This window comes from Streptomyces sp. NPDC017936 (genome assembly GCF_044328485.1).
GTDB lineage: Bacteria > Actinomycetota > Actinomycetes > Streptomycetales > Streptomycetaceae > Streptomyces.
Genome location: NZ_JBIRHK010000013.1, coordinates 228,890 through 246,188, shown reverse-complemented (window position 1 = coordinate 246,188; position 17,299 = coordinate 228,890). Strand labels below are relative to the sequence as shown.

Annotated in this window: 18 protein-coding genes; 8 read left to right on the top strand and 10 right to left on the bottom strand. The window is 74.8% G+C overall.

Annotation, left to right across the window (positions count from 1 at the left end; all coding sequences use genetic code 11):
* Positions 1-15: 15 nt before the first annotated feature.
* Entirely contained in the window at positions 16-738 is a 723-nt protein-coding gene (locus ACH4F6_RS26560) for a VIT family protein (protein WP_397962846.1), read from the bottom strand.
* A gap of 303 nt (positions 739-1,041) precedes the next feature.
* Here ACH4F6_RS26560 and ACH4F6_RS26555 point away from each other — a divergent pair, with 303 nt between their 5' ends.
* The 6 genes from ACH4F6_RS26555 to ACH4F6_RS26530 all read left to right on the top strand — a co-directional run bounded on the left by ACH4F6_RS26555 (position 1,042) and on the right by ACH4F6_RS26530 (position 8,860).
* The gene (locus ACH4F6_RS26555) at positions 1,042-3,690 is read left to right on the top strand and encodes an MXAN_6230/SCO0854 family RING domain-containing protein (protein ID WP_397962845.1); all 2,649 of its coding nucleotides are present in this window, start codon (positions 1,042-1,044) and stop codon (positions 3,688-3,690) included.
* A gap of 252 nt (positions 3,691-3,942) precedes the next feature.
* On the top strand, positions 3,943-4,995 hold the full coding sequence (locus ACH4F6_RS26550) for a DEDDh family exonuclease (protein ID WP_397962844.1): 1,053 nt from the start codon (positions 3,943-3,945) through the stop codon (positions 4,993-4,995).
* Between the two features lie 80 nt (positions 4,996-5,075).
* On the top strand, positions 5,076-5,309 hold the full coding sequence (locus tag ACH4F6_RS26545; RefSeq protein WP_397962843.1) for a hypothetical protein: 234 nt from the start codon (positions 5,076-5,078) through the stop codon (positions 5,307-5,309).
* A 129-nt stretch (positions 5,310-5,438) separates the two neighbouring features.
* On the top strand, positions 5,439-6,233 hold the full coding sequence (locus ACH4F6_RS26540) for an SURF1 family protein (protein WP_397962842.1): 795 nt from the start codon (positions 5,439-5,441) through the stop codon (positions 6,231-6,233).
* A gap of 78 nt (positions 6,234-6,311) precedes the next feature.
* The gene (locus ACH4F6_RS26535; protein ID WP_397962841.1) at positions 6,312-8,099 is read left to right on the top strand and encodes a glycoside hydrolase family 15 protein; all 1,788 of its coding nucleotides are present in this window, start codon (positions 6,312-6,314) and stop codon (positions 8,097-8,099) included.
* 5 nt (positions 8,100-8,104) lie between these two features.
* The gene (locus ACH4F6_RS26530) at positions 8,105-8,860 is read left to right on the top strand and encodes an SDR family oxidoreductase (protein ID WP_397962840.1); all 756 of its coding nucleotides are present in this window, start codon (positions 8,105-8,107) and stop codon (positions 8,858-8,860) included.
* Positions 8,861-8,872: 12 nt separating this feature from the next.
* On the opposite strand, the gene amaP is transcribed toward ACH4F6_RS26530, so the two are convergent.
* From amaP to ACH4F6_RS26505, 5 genes are read right to left on the bottom strand one after another with little or no spacing between them, the layout of a single operon-like run.
* Positions 8,873-9,451, bottom strand: coding sequence for an alkaline shock response membrane anchor protein AmaP (gene amaP / locus ACH4F6_RS26525; protein WP_397962839.1), 579 nt, complete (start codon positions 9,449-9,451; stop codon positions 8,873-8,875).
* A 5-nt stretch (positions 9,452-9,456) separates the two neighbouring features.
* Positions 9,457-10,101 (bottom strand): DUF6286 domain-containing protein, encoded by a 645-nt coding sequence (locus tag ACH4F6_RS26520; RefSeq protein WP_397962838.1) that lies wholly within the window; start codon positions 10,099-10,101, stop codon positions 9,457-9,459.
* Positions 10,098-10,517, bottom strand: a complete 420-nt coding sequence (locus tag ACH4F6_RS26515) for an Asp23/Gls24 family envelope stress response protein (protein WP_397962837.1) — start codon at positions 10,515-10,517, stop codon at positions 10,098-10,100. Before ACH4F6_RS26515 ends, ACH4F6_RS26520 begins: the two co-directional genes overlap by 4 nt.
* Positions 10,514-10,699 carry a hypothetical protein gene (locus ACH4F6_RS26510; RefSeq protein ID WP_397962836.1) on the bottom strand — a complete coding sequence of 62 codons (186 nt, stop codon included), beginning with the start codon at positions 10,697-10,699 and terminating at the stop codon, positions 10,514-10,516. The genes ACH4F6_RS26515 and ACH4F6_RS26510 overlap by 4 nt, the downstream gene beginning before the upstream one ends.
* Before the next feature lie 34 nt (positions 10,700-10,733).
* Positions 10,734-11,213, bottom strand: a complete 480-nt coding sequence (locus tag ACH4F6_RS26505; RefSeq protein WP_397962835.1) for an Asp23/Gls24 family envelope stress response protein — start codon at positions 11,211-11,213, stop codon at positions 10,734-10,736.
* Positions 11,214-11,300: 87 nt separating this feature from the next.
* Between ACH4F6_RS26505 and ACH4F6_RS26500 the strand changes: the two genes are divergently transcribed.
* Positions 11,301-12,017, top strand: a complete 717-nt coding sequence (locus ACH4F6_RS26500) for a nucleopolyhedrovirus P10 family protein (protein WP_397962834.1) — start codon at positions 11,301-11,303, stop codon at positions 12,015-12,017.
* 4 nt (positions 12,018-12,021) lie between these two features.
* Here ACH4F6_RS26500 and ACH4F6_RS26495 read toward each other — a convergent pair whose 3' ends face one another.
* From ACH4F6_RS26495 to ACH4F6_RS26485, 3 genes are all read right to left on the bottom strand, one after another.
* Positions 12,022-12,825 carry an enoyl-CoA hydratase/isomerase family protein gene (locus ACH4F6_RS26495; protein WP_397962833.1) on the bottom strand — a complete coding sequence of 268 codons (804 nt, stop codon included), beginning with the start codon at positions 12,823-12,825 and terminating at the stop codon, positions 12,022-12,024.
* Between the two features lie 162 nt (positions 12,826-12,987).
* Positions 12,988-13,209 carry a helix-turn-helix domain-containing protein gene (locus ACH4F6_RS26490; RefSeq protein WP_004002281.1) on the bottom strand — a complete coding sequence of 74 codons (222 nt, stop codon included), beginning with the start codon at positions 13,207-13,209 and terminating at the stop codon, positions 12,988-12,990.
* A 335-nt stretch (positions 13,210-13,544) separates the two neighbouring features.
* A complete protein-coding gene (locus ACH4F6_RS26485) occupies positions 13,545-15,143 on the bottom strand; it encodes an ABC-F family ATP-binding cassette domain-containing protein (RefSeq protein WP_397962832.1) in 1,599 nt (532 codons plus the stop codon).
* Positions 15,144-15,399: 256 nt separating this feature from the next.
* On the opposite strand from ACH4F6_RS26485, the gene ACH4F6_RS26480 reads away from it, so the two are divergent.
* Positions 15,400-15,813 (top strand): VOC family protein, encoded by a 414-nt coding sequence (locus tag ACH4F6_RS26480; protein WP_397962831.1) that lies wholly within the window; start codon positions 15,400-15,402, stop codon positions 15,811-15,813.
* A 28-nt stretch (positions 15,814-15,841) separates the two neighbouring features.
* Here ACH4F6_RS26480 and ACH4F6_RS26475 read toward each other — a convergent pair whose 3' ends face one another.
* The gene (locus ACH4F6_RS26475) at positions 15,842-17,278 is read right to left on the bottom strand and encodes a hypothetical protein (RefSeq protein ID WP_397962830.1); all 1,437 of its coding nucleotides are present in this window, start codon (positions 17,276-17,278) and stop codon (positions 15,842-15,844) included.
* Positions 17,279-17,299 lie beyond the last annotated feature (21 nt).

Sequence of the window (17,299 nt, the reverse complement as noted above, 5' to 3'; positions counted from 1 at the left end):
GGCGCCGGACCGGCCTCACACCCCCGCCGCCCCCAGCAGGGCCCCCACCGCGTACGTCACCCCCATCGCCAGCGCCCCGCCCCCGACGTTCCTCAGGACGGCCCGTCCCGGCGCCGCGGCCCCCAGCCGCGCGCTGCTCCACCCCGTGCAGCCGAGCGCGACCAGCACCGACACCACGGTCACCGGCAGCCGCCAGGGCGCCGGGGGAAGCACGATCGCCAGAAGGGGCAGCAGGGCGCCCGCCATGAACGCCAGGAAGCTCGCCCAGGCGGCGTGCCAGGGGTCGGTGAGGTCGTCGGGGTCGATGCCGAGCTCCACGCGCGCGTGGGCCCTCAGCGCGTCCCGCTGCGTCAACTGGGCGGCCGCCTCCCCGGCCACCTCCCGGCTCAGGCCCCGCTCCTCCAGCAGCCGGGTCAGCTCCTCGAGCTCGGCGGCCGGCTGCTCGCGCAGTTCCCGCTTCTCCACGGCGAGCGCGGCCTTCTCGGAGTCCCGCTGGGCCGAGACGGACACGTACTCCCCCGCCGCCATCGACATCGACCCCGCCAGCAGTCCGGCCAGACCGGCCGTGAGCAGCGCCGAACGGTCGTCCGTCGCACCGGCCACGCCGACGACGAGGCCCGCGGTGGACACGATGCCGTCGTTGGCGCCGAGGACGGCGGCGCGCAGCCGGTTGAGGCGGGATCCGAGGCTGCCGTCGTGGGTTTCGGCGTGGGGTGGTTCCTGATGCGGTGCCGTCACGGGACAGAGGATCGCACTCCGGCGCCCGGCCCGCGCGGCGTCCGCCCCGCCGTCCCGGAGAACGCTCCGGAGGACGTTCCGGAGGACGTTCCGGAGGACGTCCCGGGACCACGTCCCCGGAATAAACGAGTGGCGGCCGCCCGCGGGGCCGCCTACCTTTCTCGTCACGGGGGCGGCTCCGCCGCGTGCTTCCTTCTCTCTTCCGACGCATCCGTAGCGCGCCCACTCTCCGCCCCCGTTCTCGACCGGCCTTCCGCCCCGCTGTGTCCGGGGACCTCTCACACGCGTTCCGGGGGATTCCGCTTGTCCGTACTCGCGTCCGTGCTGCTCCGCCGTCTCCGTACCGTCTACGTCGACCAGGCCGGGCCACGGCCGGGGGACCCCTCGACGGACGAGGGCCTCGTCGCGCTCGAAGCCGAGCTGCTGGACCGGGGGTTCGCGCCGAACGCGCCGCTGCGGGCGGCGCTGGCGTGGCTGGGGCCCGCGGGGCTGGCCGACGCCGGACGACAGCTGATCGGGCACATCGACGCCGAACTGGGCGCCGACCGGACGCACATGCCGCTGTTCCGCAACTTCCCCGCCTCCGTGCCCGACGACACGTTCCAGCTGTGGATCGACCGGGTCTTCACCCTGCTGCTGCAGTGGCCGAAGCAGCCGTGCGTGCTGTGCGGCACGGTCGGCAGCGTGCACGCGGTGTCGCCGTGCGCGCACCTGGTGTGCCGGGAGTGCTGGGACGGCGCCGACTACTCCGGCTGCCCCCTCTGCCACCGTCGTGTCGACCCCGCCGACCCCTTCCTGGAGCCGGCTCCGCCGCGGCACGCGCGCGAGACGTCCGTGGGCCCGCTGCGGCTGCTCGCCCTGGGCCGGGACGCGCGCGCCGACGCCGTCACGGCGCTGCGGACGCTGCTGGCCCGGCGCACGCCGCTGCCGCCGCGGGACCGGGAGGACCTGGTGGTCCTGCTGGCGCACGCGCCGGCGGGGACGGAGTGGTTCCCGCGGGACGTCCCGGTGCGCGGGACGAAGGCCCTGGTGCTGGGGCGGATGCTGCGGGCGCGGGAACGGCGCGCCGACGCGCTGGAGCTGCTCGACCGGCACCTGACGACCGCGACGGACGTGCTGCGGCTGCTGTGCGTGTGGTCCGGCGGCGAGGCCGACCTGATCGACCCGCCGCGCCTGCGGTCGCTGCCGCGCGGGCTGCGCCGCCGGCTGCTCGCGGTGCTCGACGGCCTGCCCGCGCCGTCGCTGGTGGAGGACGTGCTGCGGCATCCGGTCCTGTGGAAGCGGGCCGGGGAGACGCTGCACCCCTACGAGGGGCACGAGCGGCATCCGAAGGCCGCGGCGGCCTTCGCGGTACTGCGCGGGACGGACGTCTCGCGGGCGGCGGGGGACGGTGCGGGCGCCCCGGGCACGGCGCTCGGCGAGGCCCTGCTGCGGACGGCCGCCGCGCACCCCGGAGCCGTACGCGTCGACGGCCCCCGGCTGCGTGCCGTCACCTGGAGTTCCCGCGTCGAGCAGGCGCTGGCCGAGAAGGACGCCGAGGGCGCCCTGGAGCTGCTGGCGCGACGGCCCGGCGAGCTGCTGCGCCGCCTCGACCACCTGCTGCGGCTGCGCCCCCTCGACGTCCTGCCGGAGGACTTCGCGGACGTGCTGCGCCGTGTGCTGCCCCAGGCGGGCCCGGCGCCGCTGCTGGCCGCGCTCGGGCGGCTGAGGATCCGTCACGGACCGGTGGAGCGCCGGGTGTTCTTCCCGCGCGGCCGGGTCACGCACGCGTACACCGTCGACGACACCCGCGCCCCGCTGGCGCCGGCGGTGACGCGCGCGGTGTGCGCGCTGCTGGAGGCCGAGGCGGTGCGCCGGACGGCCGCCGCGCCGCGCGTGGAACTGGCCGTGCTGGACTCGCAGCTCACCGGCCTCGCGGTGCCGGCCACCGAGCGCGCCGACACCAAGGCCCTGGTCGCGGTGCCCCGCGGGAGCACGCAGCCGCTGCCCGACGGCGAGGTCATGCGCCTGTTCCTGCACTGGACCCAGCCCGCGAAGACCCGCGTCGACCTCGACCTGTCGGTGGCGCTGTACGACGGGGACTGGGAGTTCGCCGGCCTGTGCGACTACACCAGCCTCGTCCACGGCGACCGGTGGGCGGTGCACTCCGGCGACCTGACGTCGGCGCCCGCGCCGCACGGCGCCACCGAGTACGTCGACCTGGACCTCACCTCGCTCGGGAAGCACGGCGTGCGGTACGCGCTGCCCGTCGTCCTCAGCTTCAACGACATCGCCTTCGAGCGGCTCCTCGACGCCTTCGCCGGCTTCATGACGCTCCCCTCGGCCGCCGAGGAGGCACGCGACGCCTCGTACGACCCGCGCACCGTGCGCCAGCGCTACGACCTGGTCGGCGACTCCCGCGTCCACGTCCCGCTCGTGGTGGACCTGCTCCACCGCACGTTCCTGTGGACGGACCTGCACCTCTCGGCCGCCGAGGGCTACCACAGCGTGCGCCGGCACGCGGCCGACCTGGGCCGGGCCGGGCGGGACCTGTACCAGTACTTCGCCTGCGGCCGTACGACGCTGTGGGACCTGGCGGTGTGGCACGCCGCCGCGCGCTCGGACGAGGTCGCGGTGGTCCGGCGCGGGTCCGGACCCGGCGGCGGCGTGGACGACGGCGACGAGCTGTGGCACTACGTCCGGCGCGACGGCGAGGCCGACACGGCGTTCGCGGCACGCGTGCGTGCGCTCGACGCGCCGGAGCGGCGGGAGCGGCCGGAGCCCGCCGGCGCCGGCGCCGACGAACTGGCCGCCGCGGCCGCCGCCGGCCGGCACGTGTTCCTCGCGCTGGTGCACGGCGGCGTGGCGCCGGAGCGCGCCCGCGGGGAGGTGTACCGGCTGCTGCCGGGCCCGGTCGACGGCTGCGGGCTGACGCCCCTCGCGGCCGGGGACCTGGTGACGGCCCTGGGCTGACGGCGGACCTCCCGCCCGCGCCCGCCGCGTCGCGCCCCGGACCGCCCCCCGCCCCGGAGCACCGCGCCCGCCCAGGAGCACCGCGCCCCGCCCGGAGGCCCGGCGGCTCCCGTCCGGACCGGGCCGCCGCACCGCCGAACGCCCGGGCCCCTTCCGTCCGGCTTCGCCCCCCTGCGCGCGCGTGGCCCGTGCGGGCGGCCGCGCCGGGACGCGTGCGCGGGCTGTCAGTGGCGGCCCGTATCCTCAGGGACCATGCTCGAAGACCGCACGACCACAGCGTCCTCCCCCACGGAGTGGCCGGCCGCCTATCCCCAGGGGTACGCGGTCGTTGACGTGGAGACCACCGGCCTGGCCCGCGACGACCGGATCGTCTCCGCCGCCGTGTACCGGCTGGACGCGCGCGGCGAGGTCGAGGACCACTGGTACACGCTGGTCAATCCGGAGCGCGACCCGGGCCCGGTGTGGATCCACGGTCTGACGAGCGAGGTCCTGGAGGGTGCGCCCCTCTTCCGCGAGGTGGCCGAGGAGTTCGCGGCCCGGCTCGCGGGCCGGGTGCTCGTCGCGCACAACGCCGTCTTCGACTGGCAGATGATCGCGCGGGAGTACGCGCGCGCGGAGCGCGAGGCCCCGGTGAAGCAGCGGCTGTGCACCATCGCGCTCTCCAAGGAGCTGGGCCTGCCCCTGCCCAACCACAAGCTGGAGTCGCTCGCGGCCCACTTCGGCGTCGTCCAGCGGCGGGCGCACCACGCCCTCGACGACGCGCGCGTGCTGGCGGAGGCGTTCCGGCCCAGTCTGCGGGCCGCGGCGGCGGGTGGCGTACGGCTGCCGCTGAACGAGTGCCGGCCGCTGACGGAGTGGCAGGACCGGCCCGCGCCCCGGATCGGTCAGCAGGCGGGCGGACCCGGCGGCTACCGGCCCAACAGCTGGCGCCCCTCCCGCAGACGGCCCGCCTGCCCCTACCCCAACCCGGGCCGGTTCGAAGAGGGCAAAAGGCTCAGACAGGGCATGCGGGTGGCCTTCTCGGGAGACACGTCGGTCGAGCGCGAACTGCTGGAGGACCGCGCGACCGAGGCGGGGCTGCACGTGGCGACGAGCCTGTCGCGGCTGACCAGCCTGCTCGTCACCAACGACCCGGACGCGGGGACGTCGAAGGTGGTCAAGGCGCGGCAGTTCGGCACGCCGATCGTCGACGAGGCCGCCTTCGGCCAGCTCCTGCGGGACGTCGAGCCCGCGGCGGGCGACGAGAGGCCCCCGGCCGGAGGCGCGAGGTCCGCGGCGAGGGGTGCGGAAGCCGTCGGCGAGTGACCCGTACGTCCGGGTGATTGCCGCGCGACTCGCCCGTCGCCCGCTCGCCCGCGCCGCCGCGACCGCTCACCCTGTGGCGCATGGCGACATGTGAGGTTTGCGGAAACAACTACGGAATGACCTTCGAGGTGCACGCGCAGGGCTCGGTGCACGTCTTCGACTGCTTCGCCTGCGCGATCCACCGCATGGCCCCGATCTGCGAGCACTGCCGTGTGCAGGTCATCGGCCAGGGCGTCGAGGTCGAGGGCCACTGGTACTGCGGCGCCCACTGCGCACGGGCGGAGGGGAAGGTGGGCATCGTCGACCGCGTCTGAGCGCTCCCCACCGCGCACGCGGCAGGCCGGCGGCGCGCCCGCCGGAAGCGGCCCCCGCACCCGCCCGGCGGCGCACCGGAAGCGCCCCCTGCCGGACGCACCCCGCGGTCCGAGAGGTACGGTCGTGGGGTGTACCGCTTCCTGTTGTCCCGGCAGTGGGTGATCCTCACGCTGGTCGCCCTCCTCCTCATCCCCACGATGATCAGGCTGGGTTTCTGGCAGATGCACCGCTACGAGGAGCGCACCGCGCGGAACCAGCTGGTCTCCGACGCGCTCACCGCCCGGCCCGTGCCGGTGGAGGAGCTGACGTCCCCGGGACACACCGTCACCAGGGACGAGCGGTACCGCACCGTGACCGCCGAGGGCCACTTCGACACCGGGCGGGAAGTCGTCGTCCGCCGGCGCGTCAACGCCGACGAGGAGGTCGGCTTCCACGTCCTCACCCCGTTCGTCCTGAAGGACGGCGAGGTGCTGCTGGTCAACCGGGGCTGGATTCCCGCCGACGGCCCGAGCCAGACGGAGTTCCCGAAGGTCCCCGCGCCGCCCGCCGGCACGATCACCGTCACCGGGCGCCTGATGCCCGACGAGACGACCGAGGCCAGCGGCATCAAGAACCTCCAGGGGCTGCCGGACCGGCAGGTCATGCTGATCGACAGCGAGCGGGAGGCGGAGCGCCTCGGCGCCCGGGTGCTCGGCGGTTACATCGTCCAGACGGCGCCCGAGCCCACGGGCGACACCCCTCAGCTGATCGGCAGGCCCGGCGACGAGGACGCGGCGCTGAACTTCGCGTACGCCGTCCAGTGGTGGCTGTTCTCCGCCTGCGTGCCCGTCGGATGGGTGATCCTGGCCCGCCGCGAACGCCGCGACCGGGCGCAGGCGGCGGAGCGGGAGCGGGCGGAAGAAGCGGAGCCGGCGGCGGTGTAGCGGCCGCCGGGAGCCCCGCGCCGCGCTCCCCCGGCCGCGCCCTGATTGTGCCCCGGTTCGGTTGGGAACCCGCACCCCGTGCACCCCCGCATCGAGGACTACGCGCTCATCGGCGACGAACAGACCGCCGCCCTGGTCGGCGTGGACGGCTCCGTCGACTGGCTGTGCCTGCCCCGCTTCGACTCCGCCGCCTGCTTCGCCCGCCTCCTCGGCGACGAGGACAACGGCCACTGGCGCATCGCGCCCCGGGGCGTCGACGGCCCCTGCACCCGCCGCGCCTACCGCCGCGACACCCTCGTCCTGGACACCGAGTGGGAGACGGACGAGGGCGCGATCCGGGTCACCGACCTGATGCCGCAGCGCGACCGCGCCCCCGACGTCGTGCGCGTCGTGGAGGGCCTGCGCGGCCGGGTCACCGTCCGGTCCACGCTGCGGCTGCGCTTCGACTACGGCTGGGTCGTGCCGTGGATGCGCCGGGTCGACGGCCACCGGGTGGCGATCGCCGGGCCGGACGCGGTGTGGCTGCGCAGCGAACCGGAGGTGCGGACCTGGGGCGAGGACTTCGGCACCCACTCGGAGTTCACCGTGGGCGAGGGCGAGTCGGTCGCGTTCGTGCTGACCTGGCACCCCTCCCACCACCCGCGTCCGCCGCTCGTCGACCCGTACGAGGCGCTGCGGGCCAGCGTCGAGGACTGGCGGGCCTGGTCGGCCCGCTGCCGCTACACCGGACCCCACCGGGACGCCGTCGTGCGCTCCCTGATCACGCTGAAGGCCCTCACCTACATACCGACCGGCGGTATCGTCGCCGCGCTCACCACCTCCCTGCCCGAGGAGATCGGCGGGGTCCGCAACTGGGACTACCGCTACTGCTGGCTGCGTGACTCCACCCTCACCCTCGGCGCCCTGCTGGCGGCCGGGTACCACGAGGAGGCCGAGGGGTGGCGCAACTGGCTGCTGCGCGCCGTCGCGGGCGACCCGGCGGACCTGCAGATCATGTACGGGCTGGCGGGCGAGCGGCGGCTGCCCGAGTGCGAGCTGCCCTGGCTGTCCGGCCATCGGGGCTCGCGGCCCGTGCGGATCGGCAACGACGCCGTGAGCCAGCTCCAACTGGACGTCTACGGCGAGGTCATGGACTCGCTGGCGCTGGCCCGCGCCGTGGGCATGTCGCCCCGGCCGCACATGTGGTCGCTGCAGTGCGCGCTGATGAAGTGGCTGACCGAGAACTGGCGGCAGCCGGACGAGGGCCTGTGGGAGGTGCGCGGCGGCCGCCGCCAGTTCGTGCACTCCAAGGTGATGGTGTGGGTGGCCGCCGACCGGGCCGTCCGCACGCTGGAGGAACACCCGGAGCTGCACGGCGACCTGAAGGGCTGGCGGGCGCTGCGCGACGAGGTCCACCGCGAGGTGTGCGAGAAGGGCTACGACCCCGGGCGCAACACCTTCACCCAGTACTACGGCTCCCGCGACCTGGACGCCTCGCTGCTGCTGATCCCGCGCGTCGGCTTCCTGCCGCCCGACGACCCGCGGGTGACCGGCACCGTCGACGCGGTCCGCGAGGAGCTCGGCCACGGCGGCCTGATCCGCCGTTACAGCACCGACGGCAGCACGGTCGACGGTCTGCCGGGTGACGAGGGCACCTTCCTCGCCTGCTCGTTCTGGCTGGCCGACGCCCTGCACATGACGGGCCGCACGGACGAGGCGCGCGAGCTGTTCGACCGGCTGTGCCGGCTGGCCAACGACGTGGGTCTGCTGGCGGAGGAGTACGACCCGGTGAGCGGCCGCCACCTCGGCAACTTCCCCCAGGCGTTCAGCCACATCGGCCTGGTCAACACCGCTCTCACGCTGTTCGACGGCGAGGAGGCAGGATAGGGGCCATGGATCTTGGACTGAAGGACCGGGTGTACGTCGTCACCGGGGCCACCCGCGGCCTCGGCAACGCCGCCGCGCGCGAGCTGGTCGCGGACGGCGCGAAGGTGGTCGTCACCGGTCGGGACGAGCAGCGCGCCGCCGACGCGGCGAAGGAGCTGGGACCGAACGCCGTCGGGGTCGCCGTCGACAACTCCGACCCCGAGGCGCCCGCGCGGCTGATCGCCGCCGCGCGCGAGCACTTCGGCGGCTTCGACGGCATCCTCGTCAGCGTCGGCGGGCCGCCGCCGGGGTTCGTCGCCGACAACACCGACGAGCAGTGGCAGACGGCGTTCGCGTCGGTGTTCCTGGGCGCGGTGCGGCTCGCGCGGGCGGCCGCCGCCGAGCTGGAGGCGGGCGGTGTCATCGGGTTCGTGCTGTCCGGGTCGGTGCACGAGCCGATCCCCGGGCTGACGATCTCGAACGGGCTGCGGCCCGGGCTCGCCGGGTTCGCCAAGTCGCTCGCGGACGAGCTGGGGCCGCGGGGGATCCGGGTGGTGGGACTGCTTCCGGCGCGGATCGACACGGACCGCGTGCGCGAGCTGGACGGCTTGTCGGCGGACCCGGTGGCCACCCGGGTCGCGAACGAGTCGCGGATCCCGCTGCGCCGGTACGGGGCGCCGGAGGAGTTCGGGCGGGTGGCGGCGTTCCTGCTGTCGCCGGGCGCCTCCTACCTGACCGGGATCATGGTTCCGGTCGACGGCGGGATGCGGCACGGGTTCTGACCCCCGGACCGGTCAACTGACCCGTTCCGCCTTGTGCTTGGCCGTCCTGAGGCGGACCTCGGCCGGGAGCTCCCGCAACGCGGCCGAGTCCCTCGCGTGGGCCAGGGCCTCGGTCGTCAGCCGGTCCAGGGCCTGCGCCGGGTCCACGTGCGGTTCCAGGAGGAGGCGCACGTGGGCCCGGGGGGCGTCCCTGCGGCCGGTCAGCCGGGCGTGGGCGTGGGAGACGCCGTCCGGGCGGGCCGCGTCGGCGGCCAGGACGCCCTCCAGGGCCCGGCCCCGGAGCAGGGCGCCCGCGCCGTCGCCGGTGTCGACCAGGACCTCGCCCAGCCGGCGGCGGCGCAGCACGGCGATCAGCCACCACAGGGCGCACACGGCGAGCAGCGCCAGGGCGGCGATCACCGTCGGCCACCACCACGTCTCGTCGCGCAGGCGGGTGCGTTCGGCGGTGCTGAGCAGGACGTCGTGCGGGCCGTCGTGGATCCACCAGGAGGGCGGGGAGACGCCGAGCCCGACGGCCAGCACCGCGCCGCCGACGACGACCAGGACGAGGCCCACGAGCCCCAGTGCCACGCGGTCGACCACCCTGAGCATCGTCCTCACCCTTTCTTTCCGGGCCGGCGCACCCGCACCGACAGCGCCGGCGGACGGACCAGCCCCAGGCCCCGGACCGCGTCGCCGAGCACGTCGTCCAGGTCGGCGCGTACGTCGTCCAGGTCGCGGAAGTGGGAGACCGCGCGGACGTCGGCCCTGCGGCGGCCCGCGCGCACCCGTACCGACTGGACCCCGGCGACCTCCATGGCCCGGTCGCGCAGCACGAGCGCGGCGGCACCGCGGTGCAGGCCGGCGCGGACGTCGGGGTGGGTGCGCCGCATGGGCAGGAGGGCGCGCAGGCCCGGGGTGACGGCGAGGACGACCAGCCACAGGCCGAGGGCGGCGGCGACGCCCGCGCCGACGAGCACCCAGGTGTCGTCCAGGGGCCGTTCGGCCAGCGCGCGGGCCAGCTCGCGGCGCACCCGCAGGGCGGGACGGTGGGCGCGGACGGCGACGACGTCGTACAGCAGGACGCCCGCGAGGCCCAGCAGGAGGAGCGCGACGACGGCCGCCGGGACGCGGCGCGCCGACCAGAAGCGGCCGTTGTCCGCCACGGGGACGGCGGTCTCGGCCCGCGGCTCGTCCTGGGCGGTCCGCTCCAGGACGGGCAGTCGCCGTGTGGTGCCCTCGGAGCCCCCGGGCTCGCTCATCGCGTCCTCCCGTGTGCCACGCCGTGTGCCGGCGCCGGATGCAGCCGTTCGACCCGGACGGAGACCTCCGGCACCTCCATTCCCGCCAACGCGCTTACCCGCTCGGTGACGTGACGACGCACCGCGTGGCAGCGCGGGCCGATGTCGGTGGGGTAGCCGAGTTCGAGGTGGACGCTGACGCGGGCGGCTTCGACCGGGGCGCCCCCGCTCGCCGGAAGCCGGGCGTGGGGGTGGACGACGACGGTGGCGTGCGGGCGCGCCGCCTCGGGCGGCAGGGAGCCCACGGCCTCGCGCGCGGCCTGTGCCGCGATCTTGGCGACGACCCGGTCGGCGATCCGGGTCGCCCCCCGCTCCCCGGGCGGGACGGCGGCCGGTCCGCGGCCGGGCGCCTCGATGCCCCCGCTCACGGACGTCACCGGCGCCGGTCGCCACGTGCGCGGAACAAGTCGCCGAGCTCCAGGTCCCCTTCCAGGAACCGGCCGACGACGAAGCCGACGGCGCCCAGCGCCGCCACCAGCAGGAAGGCTCCGAACCCGCCGAAGTATCCGGCGAAGCCCAGCGCCATGCCGGCGATCATGCCGACCACGGCCATGCTCAAGGTGTGCTCCCCTCACCGTCGCCCGGACGCCGTGTCACTGGATCCGGGGTTCCGGCTCCTCTTCCTCTTCCTCCGGCAGTTTGACGTCGCTCACCGCGATGTTGACCTCGACGACCTCGAGGCCGGTCATCCGCTCCACGGCCGCGACCACGTTCTCCCGGACGTCGCGGGCGACGTCCGAGATGGAGACGCCGTAGTCGACGACGATCTCCAGGTCGAGCGCGGTCTGCACCTCGCCGACCTCGGCCTTGACGCCGCGGGTGACCGACTTCCCGCCGGGCACCCGGTCCCGTACGGCGCCGAAGGTGCGGCTGATCCCGCTGCCCATCGCGTGGACGCCGAGGACGTCCCGGGCCGCCAGACCGGCGATCTTCTCCACGACTCCGTCGGCGATGGTGGTGCGCCCGCGGCTCGCCGGGTCGCCGCCGCCGCGCCGGGTGGCCTTACGGGTCTGCACCGGCTCCGTGCCCGCCTCCGCGGTCTGCGTCCGGATCTGTTCCGATGTCTCGCTCATCACCGTACGTCCTTTTCGGTTGTCGTCCTTCGACCACGGTAAGCGCGGTTCCCCGGTCGCGCCCTGGGGATGCGGCAGGCTGGAGGAATGACGGCGGACGGATGGACTCGGGCGGTACGGGATCAGCTGGGCCTGGGCAGACTGCTTCCCCTGGGCGGGCCGCGGGACGGCGCCTGGATCACGGAGAGCGCGGCGGAAGCGGTGCTGCGGCGGGCTGCCGGCGGACTGCGGGAGGTGCGTCTGGGCCCGCTGCGGATCGCGCCGGCCGAGCCGGAGGGCGGGCACCGGCCAGTCGTGCCGGCGCCGCCGAGCGCTCTGCCGCCGGGGCCGTTGCGGGTGACGGCGGACTGCGCGGCGACGGCCTCGCAGCCGTTGCCGGCGACGGTGGCCCGGCTGCGCGCGGCGCTGGCGGCGGCCGCGGCGGAGCGGCTCGGGCTGGTGGTGACGGAGGTCGATCTGCGGGTGACCGCGCTCCTGGAGGAGGACGCCGGGGAGGCGGAACCGCGGGACGTGCGGGCCCCGCGGCCGTCCGGGGCGCCACGGGAGGGGGACGAGGCGGGGGCGGCCGCCGCGGCTCTGTCCGTGCCGGGCGTGACCGGGCTGACCGCCGTCCTCGGACGGGCGGTGCACCTGGACGAACGGCCGGGCGGGGCGGCCGCCCTGCCGCGCCGGCACGCGCGCGTGGAGATCGCCGTGGACGCGGACCACCGGGCGCTGGATGTCGCCCGGGCGGTCCGGGTCGCGGTGGCGGACGCGGTGCCGGATCAGCCGACGGTGGCGGTGCTGGTGACGGCGGTGGGCTGAACGCTCACTCGCCCACGCCGGCGAGGTCGCGCAACCGGCGCGCCTGGGCGGCGCGTTCGGCGGCACGCTGCTCGTCGTAGGTGCGGTCGGCCGCGCCGCGCAGCAGCGCCTTGGTCTCGACGGCGGCGTCCCGGGGCGCGGCCAGGATCGCCGCGGCCAGTTCCCGCACGGTCGCGTCCAGGTCGGCCGCGGGCACGGCGATGTTGGCGAGCCCGGAGCTCACCGCCTCCTCGGCGTGGACGAACCGGCCGGTCAGGCAGATCTCGACGGCGCGGCCGTAGCCGACCAGGGAGACGAGGGGATGCGTGCCGGTGAGGTCCGGTACCAGGCCGAGGCTGGTCTCGCGCATCGCGAACTGCACGTCGTCGGCGACGACGCGCAGGTCGCAGGCGAGTGCGAGCTGGAAGCCCGCGCCGATGGCGTGGCCCTGGACGGCGGCCACGGACACGAGGTCGTTCCGTCGCCACCAGGTGAAGGCGTCCTGGAACCCGGCGATGGCGGCGTCGAGTTCGGCGTCGCCACTGCGCGCGAGGTCGATGAAGGACGGCTCGCCCTCGATCCCCTCGGGCGTGAACATCTGCCGGTCGAGGCCGGCGGAGAAGGACCGGCCCTCGCCGCGCAGCACGACCACACGGACGGAGCCCGGCAGCAGGCGCCCGGCTTCGGCGAGCGCGCGCCACATCGCGGGGCTCTGCGCGTTGCGCTTGGCCGGGTTGGTCAGCGTCACCGTGGCGAGCGCGTCGTCGACGGTGAGCCGTACGCCGTCCTTGTCGAGCAGGGGAACGAGTTCCTGGTCGGGCGAAGCCATGGGGCGCCTCCGATGGGTGCGGTCAGCAGAGCGAATGCTGCGAGCGTTGCCAAGTGACTGCACAGTAACCATCCGGTCGGCCCGGTCTCCCCCCGGGGCCCTCACGGGGTCCGGGGGGAGACCGGCCGGCCGGCAACCATCGGAGCCGGTGAGCCGCCCTGGTCAGGACGAAGCGGCCTTCTTTCCCCGCGTCGCCCCGCCACGCCCACGGAGCGTGACGCCCGACTCACTGAGCATCCGGTGTACGAAGCCATACGAGCGGCCGGTCTCCTCGGCCAGTGCCCGGATGCTCGCACCGGAGTCGTACTTCTTCTTCAGGTCTGCCGCGAGCTTGTCGCGCGCGGCGCCGGTCACCCGGCTGCCCTTCTTCAGAGTCTCGGCCACCCGTGCCTCCTCATGGGAAGTGCGCTCTGGTCTCCTCATGATCACCCCTCCGGGCCCCGATGGCCACCCATTCGGCAAGGTCCGTGCGACAGGGTCGTGACGACAGGAGCACGTCCCCACAAGCGGAATCTGTTATTCCCGCCACATGCGTTCGTACGGCCGAACGGGTTCTTCCGGGAATCAGCAGGTCAGCAACGCGTCGCGGCCGGCCCCCCGTCGACGAGGGGGCCGGCCGCGAAATGAATGTAGGACACACCTCGATACGAGGAGATCTCACACAGATGGGGGATCACCGGTGGGCCGAATGATCCATACGCCGTGGATCACTCATTCGATCAAGCCAGGGCGACGAGATCCGCGTAGTCGGAGCCCCACAGGTCCTCGACGCCGTCGGGCAGCAGGATGATCCGCTCGGGCTGCAGCGCCTCGACGGCGCCCTCGTCGTGGGTCACCAGGACGACCGCGCCCTTGTAGGTGCGCAGCGCGCCGAGGATCTCCTCGCGGCTGGCCGGGTCGAGGTTGTTCGTCGGCTCGTCGAGCAGCAGCACGTTGGCCGAGGAGACCACCAGGGTGGCGAGCGCGAGACGGGTCTTCTCACCGCCGGAGAGGACACCGGCCGGCTTGTCGACGTCGTCGCCGGAGAACAGGAACGAACCGAGCACCTTGCGGACCTCGACCAGGTCCATGTCGGGGGCGGCGGAGCGCATGTTCTCCAGGACCGAGCGCTCGGGGTCGAGGGTCTCGTGCTCCTGGGCGTAGTAGCCGAGCTTGAGGCCGTGGCCGGGGCGCACCTCGCCGGTGTCGGGCTTCTCCACGCCGCCGAGCAGGCGCAGCAACGTGGTCTTGCCGGCGCCGTTGAGACCGAGGATGACGACGCGGGAGCCCTTGTCGATGGCCAGGTCGACGTCGGTGAAGATCTCCAGCGAGCCGTACGACTTCGACAGGCCCTCGGCCGTCAGCGGGGTCTTCCCGCAGGGCGCGGGCTCCGGGAAGCGGAGCTTGGCGACCTTGTCGGAGGCCCGTACGGCCTCGAGTCCGGCGAGCAGCCGGTCGGCCCGCTTGGCCATGTTCTGGGCGGCGACCGTCTTGGTGGCCTTGGCGCGCATCTTGTCGGCCTGCGAGTGCAGGGCGGCGGCCTTCTTCTCGGCGTTCTGCCGCTCGCGCTTGCGGCGCTTCTCGTCCGCCTCGCGCTGCTGCTGGTACAGCTTCCAGCCCATGTTGTAGATGTCGATCTGGGAGCGGTTGGCGTCCAGGTAGAAGACCTTGTTGACGACCGTCTCGACCAGGTCGACGTCGTGGGAGATGACGATGAAGCCGCCGCGGTAGGTCTTGAGGTAGTCCCGCAACCAGATGATCGAGTCGGCGTCGAGGTGGTTCGTCGGCTCGTCGAGCAGGAGCGTGTCCGCGTCGGAGAACAGGATGCGGGCCAGCTCCACGCGGCGGCGCTGGCCGCCGGAGAGCGTGTGCAGCGGCTGGCCGAGCACGCGGTCGGGCAGGTTGAGCGCGGCGGCGATGGTGGCGGCCTCGGCCTCGGCGGCGTACCCGCCCTTGGTGAGGAACTCCGTCTCCTGGCGCTCGTACTGCTTGAGGGCCTTCTCCCGGGTGGCGCCCTGGCCGTTGGCGATCCGCTGCTCGTTCTCCCGCATCTTGCGGATCAGGACGTCCAGGCCGCGCGCGGAGAGGACGCGGTCGCGGGCGAGGACGTCGAGGTCGCCGGTGCGGGGGTCCTGCGGGAGGTAGCCGACCTCGCCGGAGCGGGTGACGGTGCCGCCGGCCGGGATGCCCTCGCCGGCCAGGACCTTGGTCAGCGTCGTCTTGCCGGCGCCGTTGCGGCCGACCAGGCCGATGCGGTCGCCCTTGGCGACGCGGAAGGAAGCGTTCTCGATGAGGATGCGGGCACCGGCGCGCAGCTCGATGCCGGAGGCGGAGATCACGGTCAGACTCCTGTGCGGGGTCGGTGGCGGGATGGGCGGCTGAGGACGTTCCCGCCGTCTAATGCGCGAGGAGAATGGCCATGGGGCCAGTCTAACGGGGCCGTGCAACCACTTTTTCTGCGCGCGGACGTCCGATCTCCGCGTCCCACCGGGGAAAACCGCCGGGGAGGGCGTCATCAGGGGGCGTTGTCAGTGACGGCTGCCACACTGGGCGGCGGATGACCTTTCCGGCAGGGATCACGAGGGAGTGATCGGCATGGCAGGGACGAACGGCGGACGTCCGAGCGTCTTCCCGACGGTGCTGTACCGCGACGCGAAGGCCGCGGTCCGCCAGCTCACGGAGGCCTTCGGGTTCACCGAGCTGTCGGTGTACGAGGGCGAGGACGGCACCGTGCTGCACGCCGAACTGGCGCAGGGCGGCGGCGCGGTGATGCTGGGCTCGAAGGGCCGCGGCGGGGTCTTCGACAGCGCGATGAAGGACGCCGGCCCGGCCGGGGTGTACGTCGTCGTGGACGACGTCGACGCCCACCACCGGCGGGCCGTGGAGCACGGCGCGGAGATCCTGATGCCCCCGACGGACCAGGACTACGGCTCCCGGGACTACATGGCCCGGGACGCCGAGGGCAACGTCTGGAGCTTCGGCACGTACGCGCCCGAGATACAGGGCTGACCGCCCTCCCCGCGCCCGTCCCGGGAGGTCAGCTGCCCCCGGTGTGGACCTGGAAGGCGGCCCGGCGGACGGCCTTGGCCAGCGCCGGGTCGGGGTGCGCGGCGGCGAGCGCGACCAGGACCTGCACCGTGCGCGGGTGGCCCACGGCGCGCACCTCGTCCAGGAGCGCGGGGACCGTCGGCTGCACCGCGGACTCCAGGTGCCGCACCAGCATCGGCGCCTCGCCGTGGTCGGCGACGGCCGCGGCGGTGTCGACCCACAGCCAGGTGGCCTCCTCCCGGGTGAGCACCTCGTGCGCGTCCTCGGGGTCCGCGCCGTCGTGCTCGGCCAGCCAGAGCAGGGCGTACGGCCGCAGGGCGGGCTCCTCGACGACGGCGTGGACGTCCGGCTCGGCGGGGGCGCCGACGACGCGCAGGGCCTCGAAGGCGAGGCCGCGCAGCAGGGCGTCCTCGCCCCGGGCGGCCGACAGCAGCTCGGTGACGGCGCTGCCGACGGGCCGGGCGGCGAGCCAGGCGCGGTACTCGGCGCGGGCCGCGTTCGGGCGGAGCTGGGCACAGCCGCGGAGCATCTCCTCGGCGGAGACCTCGATGTTGCCGGCGGGACTCTGCGCGGCGACGCAGATCTGCTCCAGCTTGACCCAGACCGCCCAGCTGCCCAGGGGGGTGAGCGTGGCCTGGGCGTCGTCGCAGGTGAGCGCGCCCACGGAGGCGAGGGCGCCCAGGGCCCAGTCGAGGAGGGGGGCGAGCTCGCGGGCCTGGGCGGGCTCCGCCGGGTCGGCGTCGGCGGAGGGGGCCGGGGTCTCGGGGCTCGCGGTGCCGGCCTCGGGGCCGTAGGAGACCTCGCAGCGCTCGGTGCGCAGTTCGGTGACGCGCTGGCGCAGGAGGTCGAGGAGCTGCTCCACGGGGACGGGGCCGGCGGACAGCTGGAGGAAGGAGAGCACCTGGGGCATGGCCGAGACGACCTCGGCGACCGCGGCGGGTTCCTGGTCCGCGGGTTCCGGGGTGGCGAGGGACCAGGCGTCGAAGAGGGCGACCCAGCCGCGCAGCACGGCGCTGTCGTCCCGGTCCCAGGCGCGCAGACGCCAGCCGGGGCGGGCGCTGTCGCCGTGCACCTCGATGAGACCGGCGAGGCGGGCGGTGTCCCAGTCCGCGCGGACCTGGGCGGGGGTCAGCCCGAGGTCGCGGGCCGCCCGTTCGGCGGTCGCGTCGGAGAGGGTGGCCTTGCCGTCGTCGGTCCCTCCGGCGCGGCCGGGGCCGAGGGCGGCGTCGGCCCAGCGGGCGACGCGGGCGGCCGCGGCCAGTCCTGAGCGCGCGATTCCGGCCAGCTCCGCCGGGGCCGGGGTGCCCTCCGGAGGGCGGGGCGCGGGGCGGCGCGGGCGCCGTCCGTTCACAGCTGTGGGGGCGGCGGCCAGGGGTCGTGGGCGGACGAGTCGAAGCCTGGAGTCGCGCGGGATACGGGACGTCACGGGTGCAGTCTTCCGGTTGAC

What these genes read in the sequence shown, in the direction of transcription:
- ACH4F6_RS26550 (WP_397962844.1), top strand. Translation starts at nt 3,943, where the DNA reads ATGCTCGAAGACCGCACGACCACAGCGTCCTCCCCCACGGAGTGGCCG.
- ACH4F6_RS26545 (WP_397962843.1), top strand. Translation starts at nt 5,076, where the DNA reads ATGGCGACATGTGAGGTTTGCGGAAACAACTACGGAATGACCTTCGAG.
- ACH4F6_RS26530 (WP_397962840.1), top strand. Translation starts at nt 8,105, where the DNA reads ATGGATCTTGGACTGAAGGACCGGGTGTACGTCGTCACCGGGGCCACC.
- amaP (WP_397962839.1), bottom strand. Translation starts at nt 9,451, where the DNA reads ATGCTCAGGGTGGTCGACCGCGTGGCACTGGGGCTCGTGGGCCTCGTC.
- ACH4F6_RS26520 (WP_397962838.1), bottom strand. Translation starts at nt 10,101, where the DNA reads ATGAGCGAGCCCGGGGGCTCCGAGGGCACCACACGGCGACTGCCCGTC.
- ACH4F6_RS26505 (WP_397962835.1), bottom strand. Translation starts at nt 11,213, where the DNA reads ATGAGCGAGACATCGGAACAGATCCGGACGCAGACCGCGGAGGCGGGC.
- ACH4F6_RS26500 (WP_397962834.1), top strand. Translation starts at nt 11,301, where the DNA reads ATGACGGCGGACGGATGGACTCGGGCGGTACGGGATCAGCTGGGCCTG.
- ACH4F6_RS26495 (WP_397962833.1), bottom strand. Translation starts at nt 12,825, where the DNA reads ATGGCTTCGCCCGACCAGGAACTCGTTCCCCTGCTCGACAAGGACGGC.
- ACH4F6_RS26480 (WP_397962831.1), top strand. Translation starts at nt 15,400, where the DNA reads ATGGCAGGGACGAACGGCGGACGTCCGAGCGTCTTCCCGACGGTGCTG.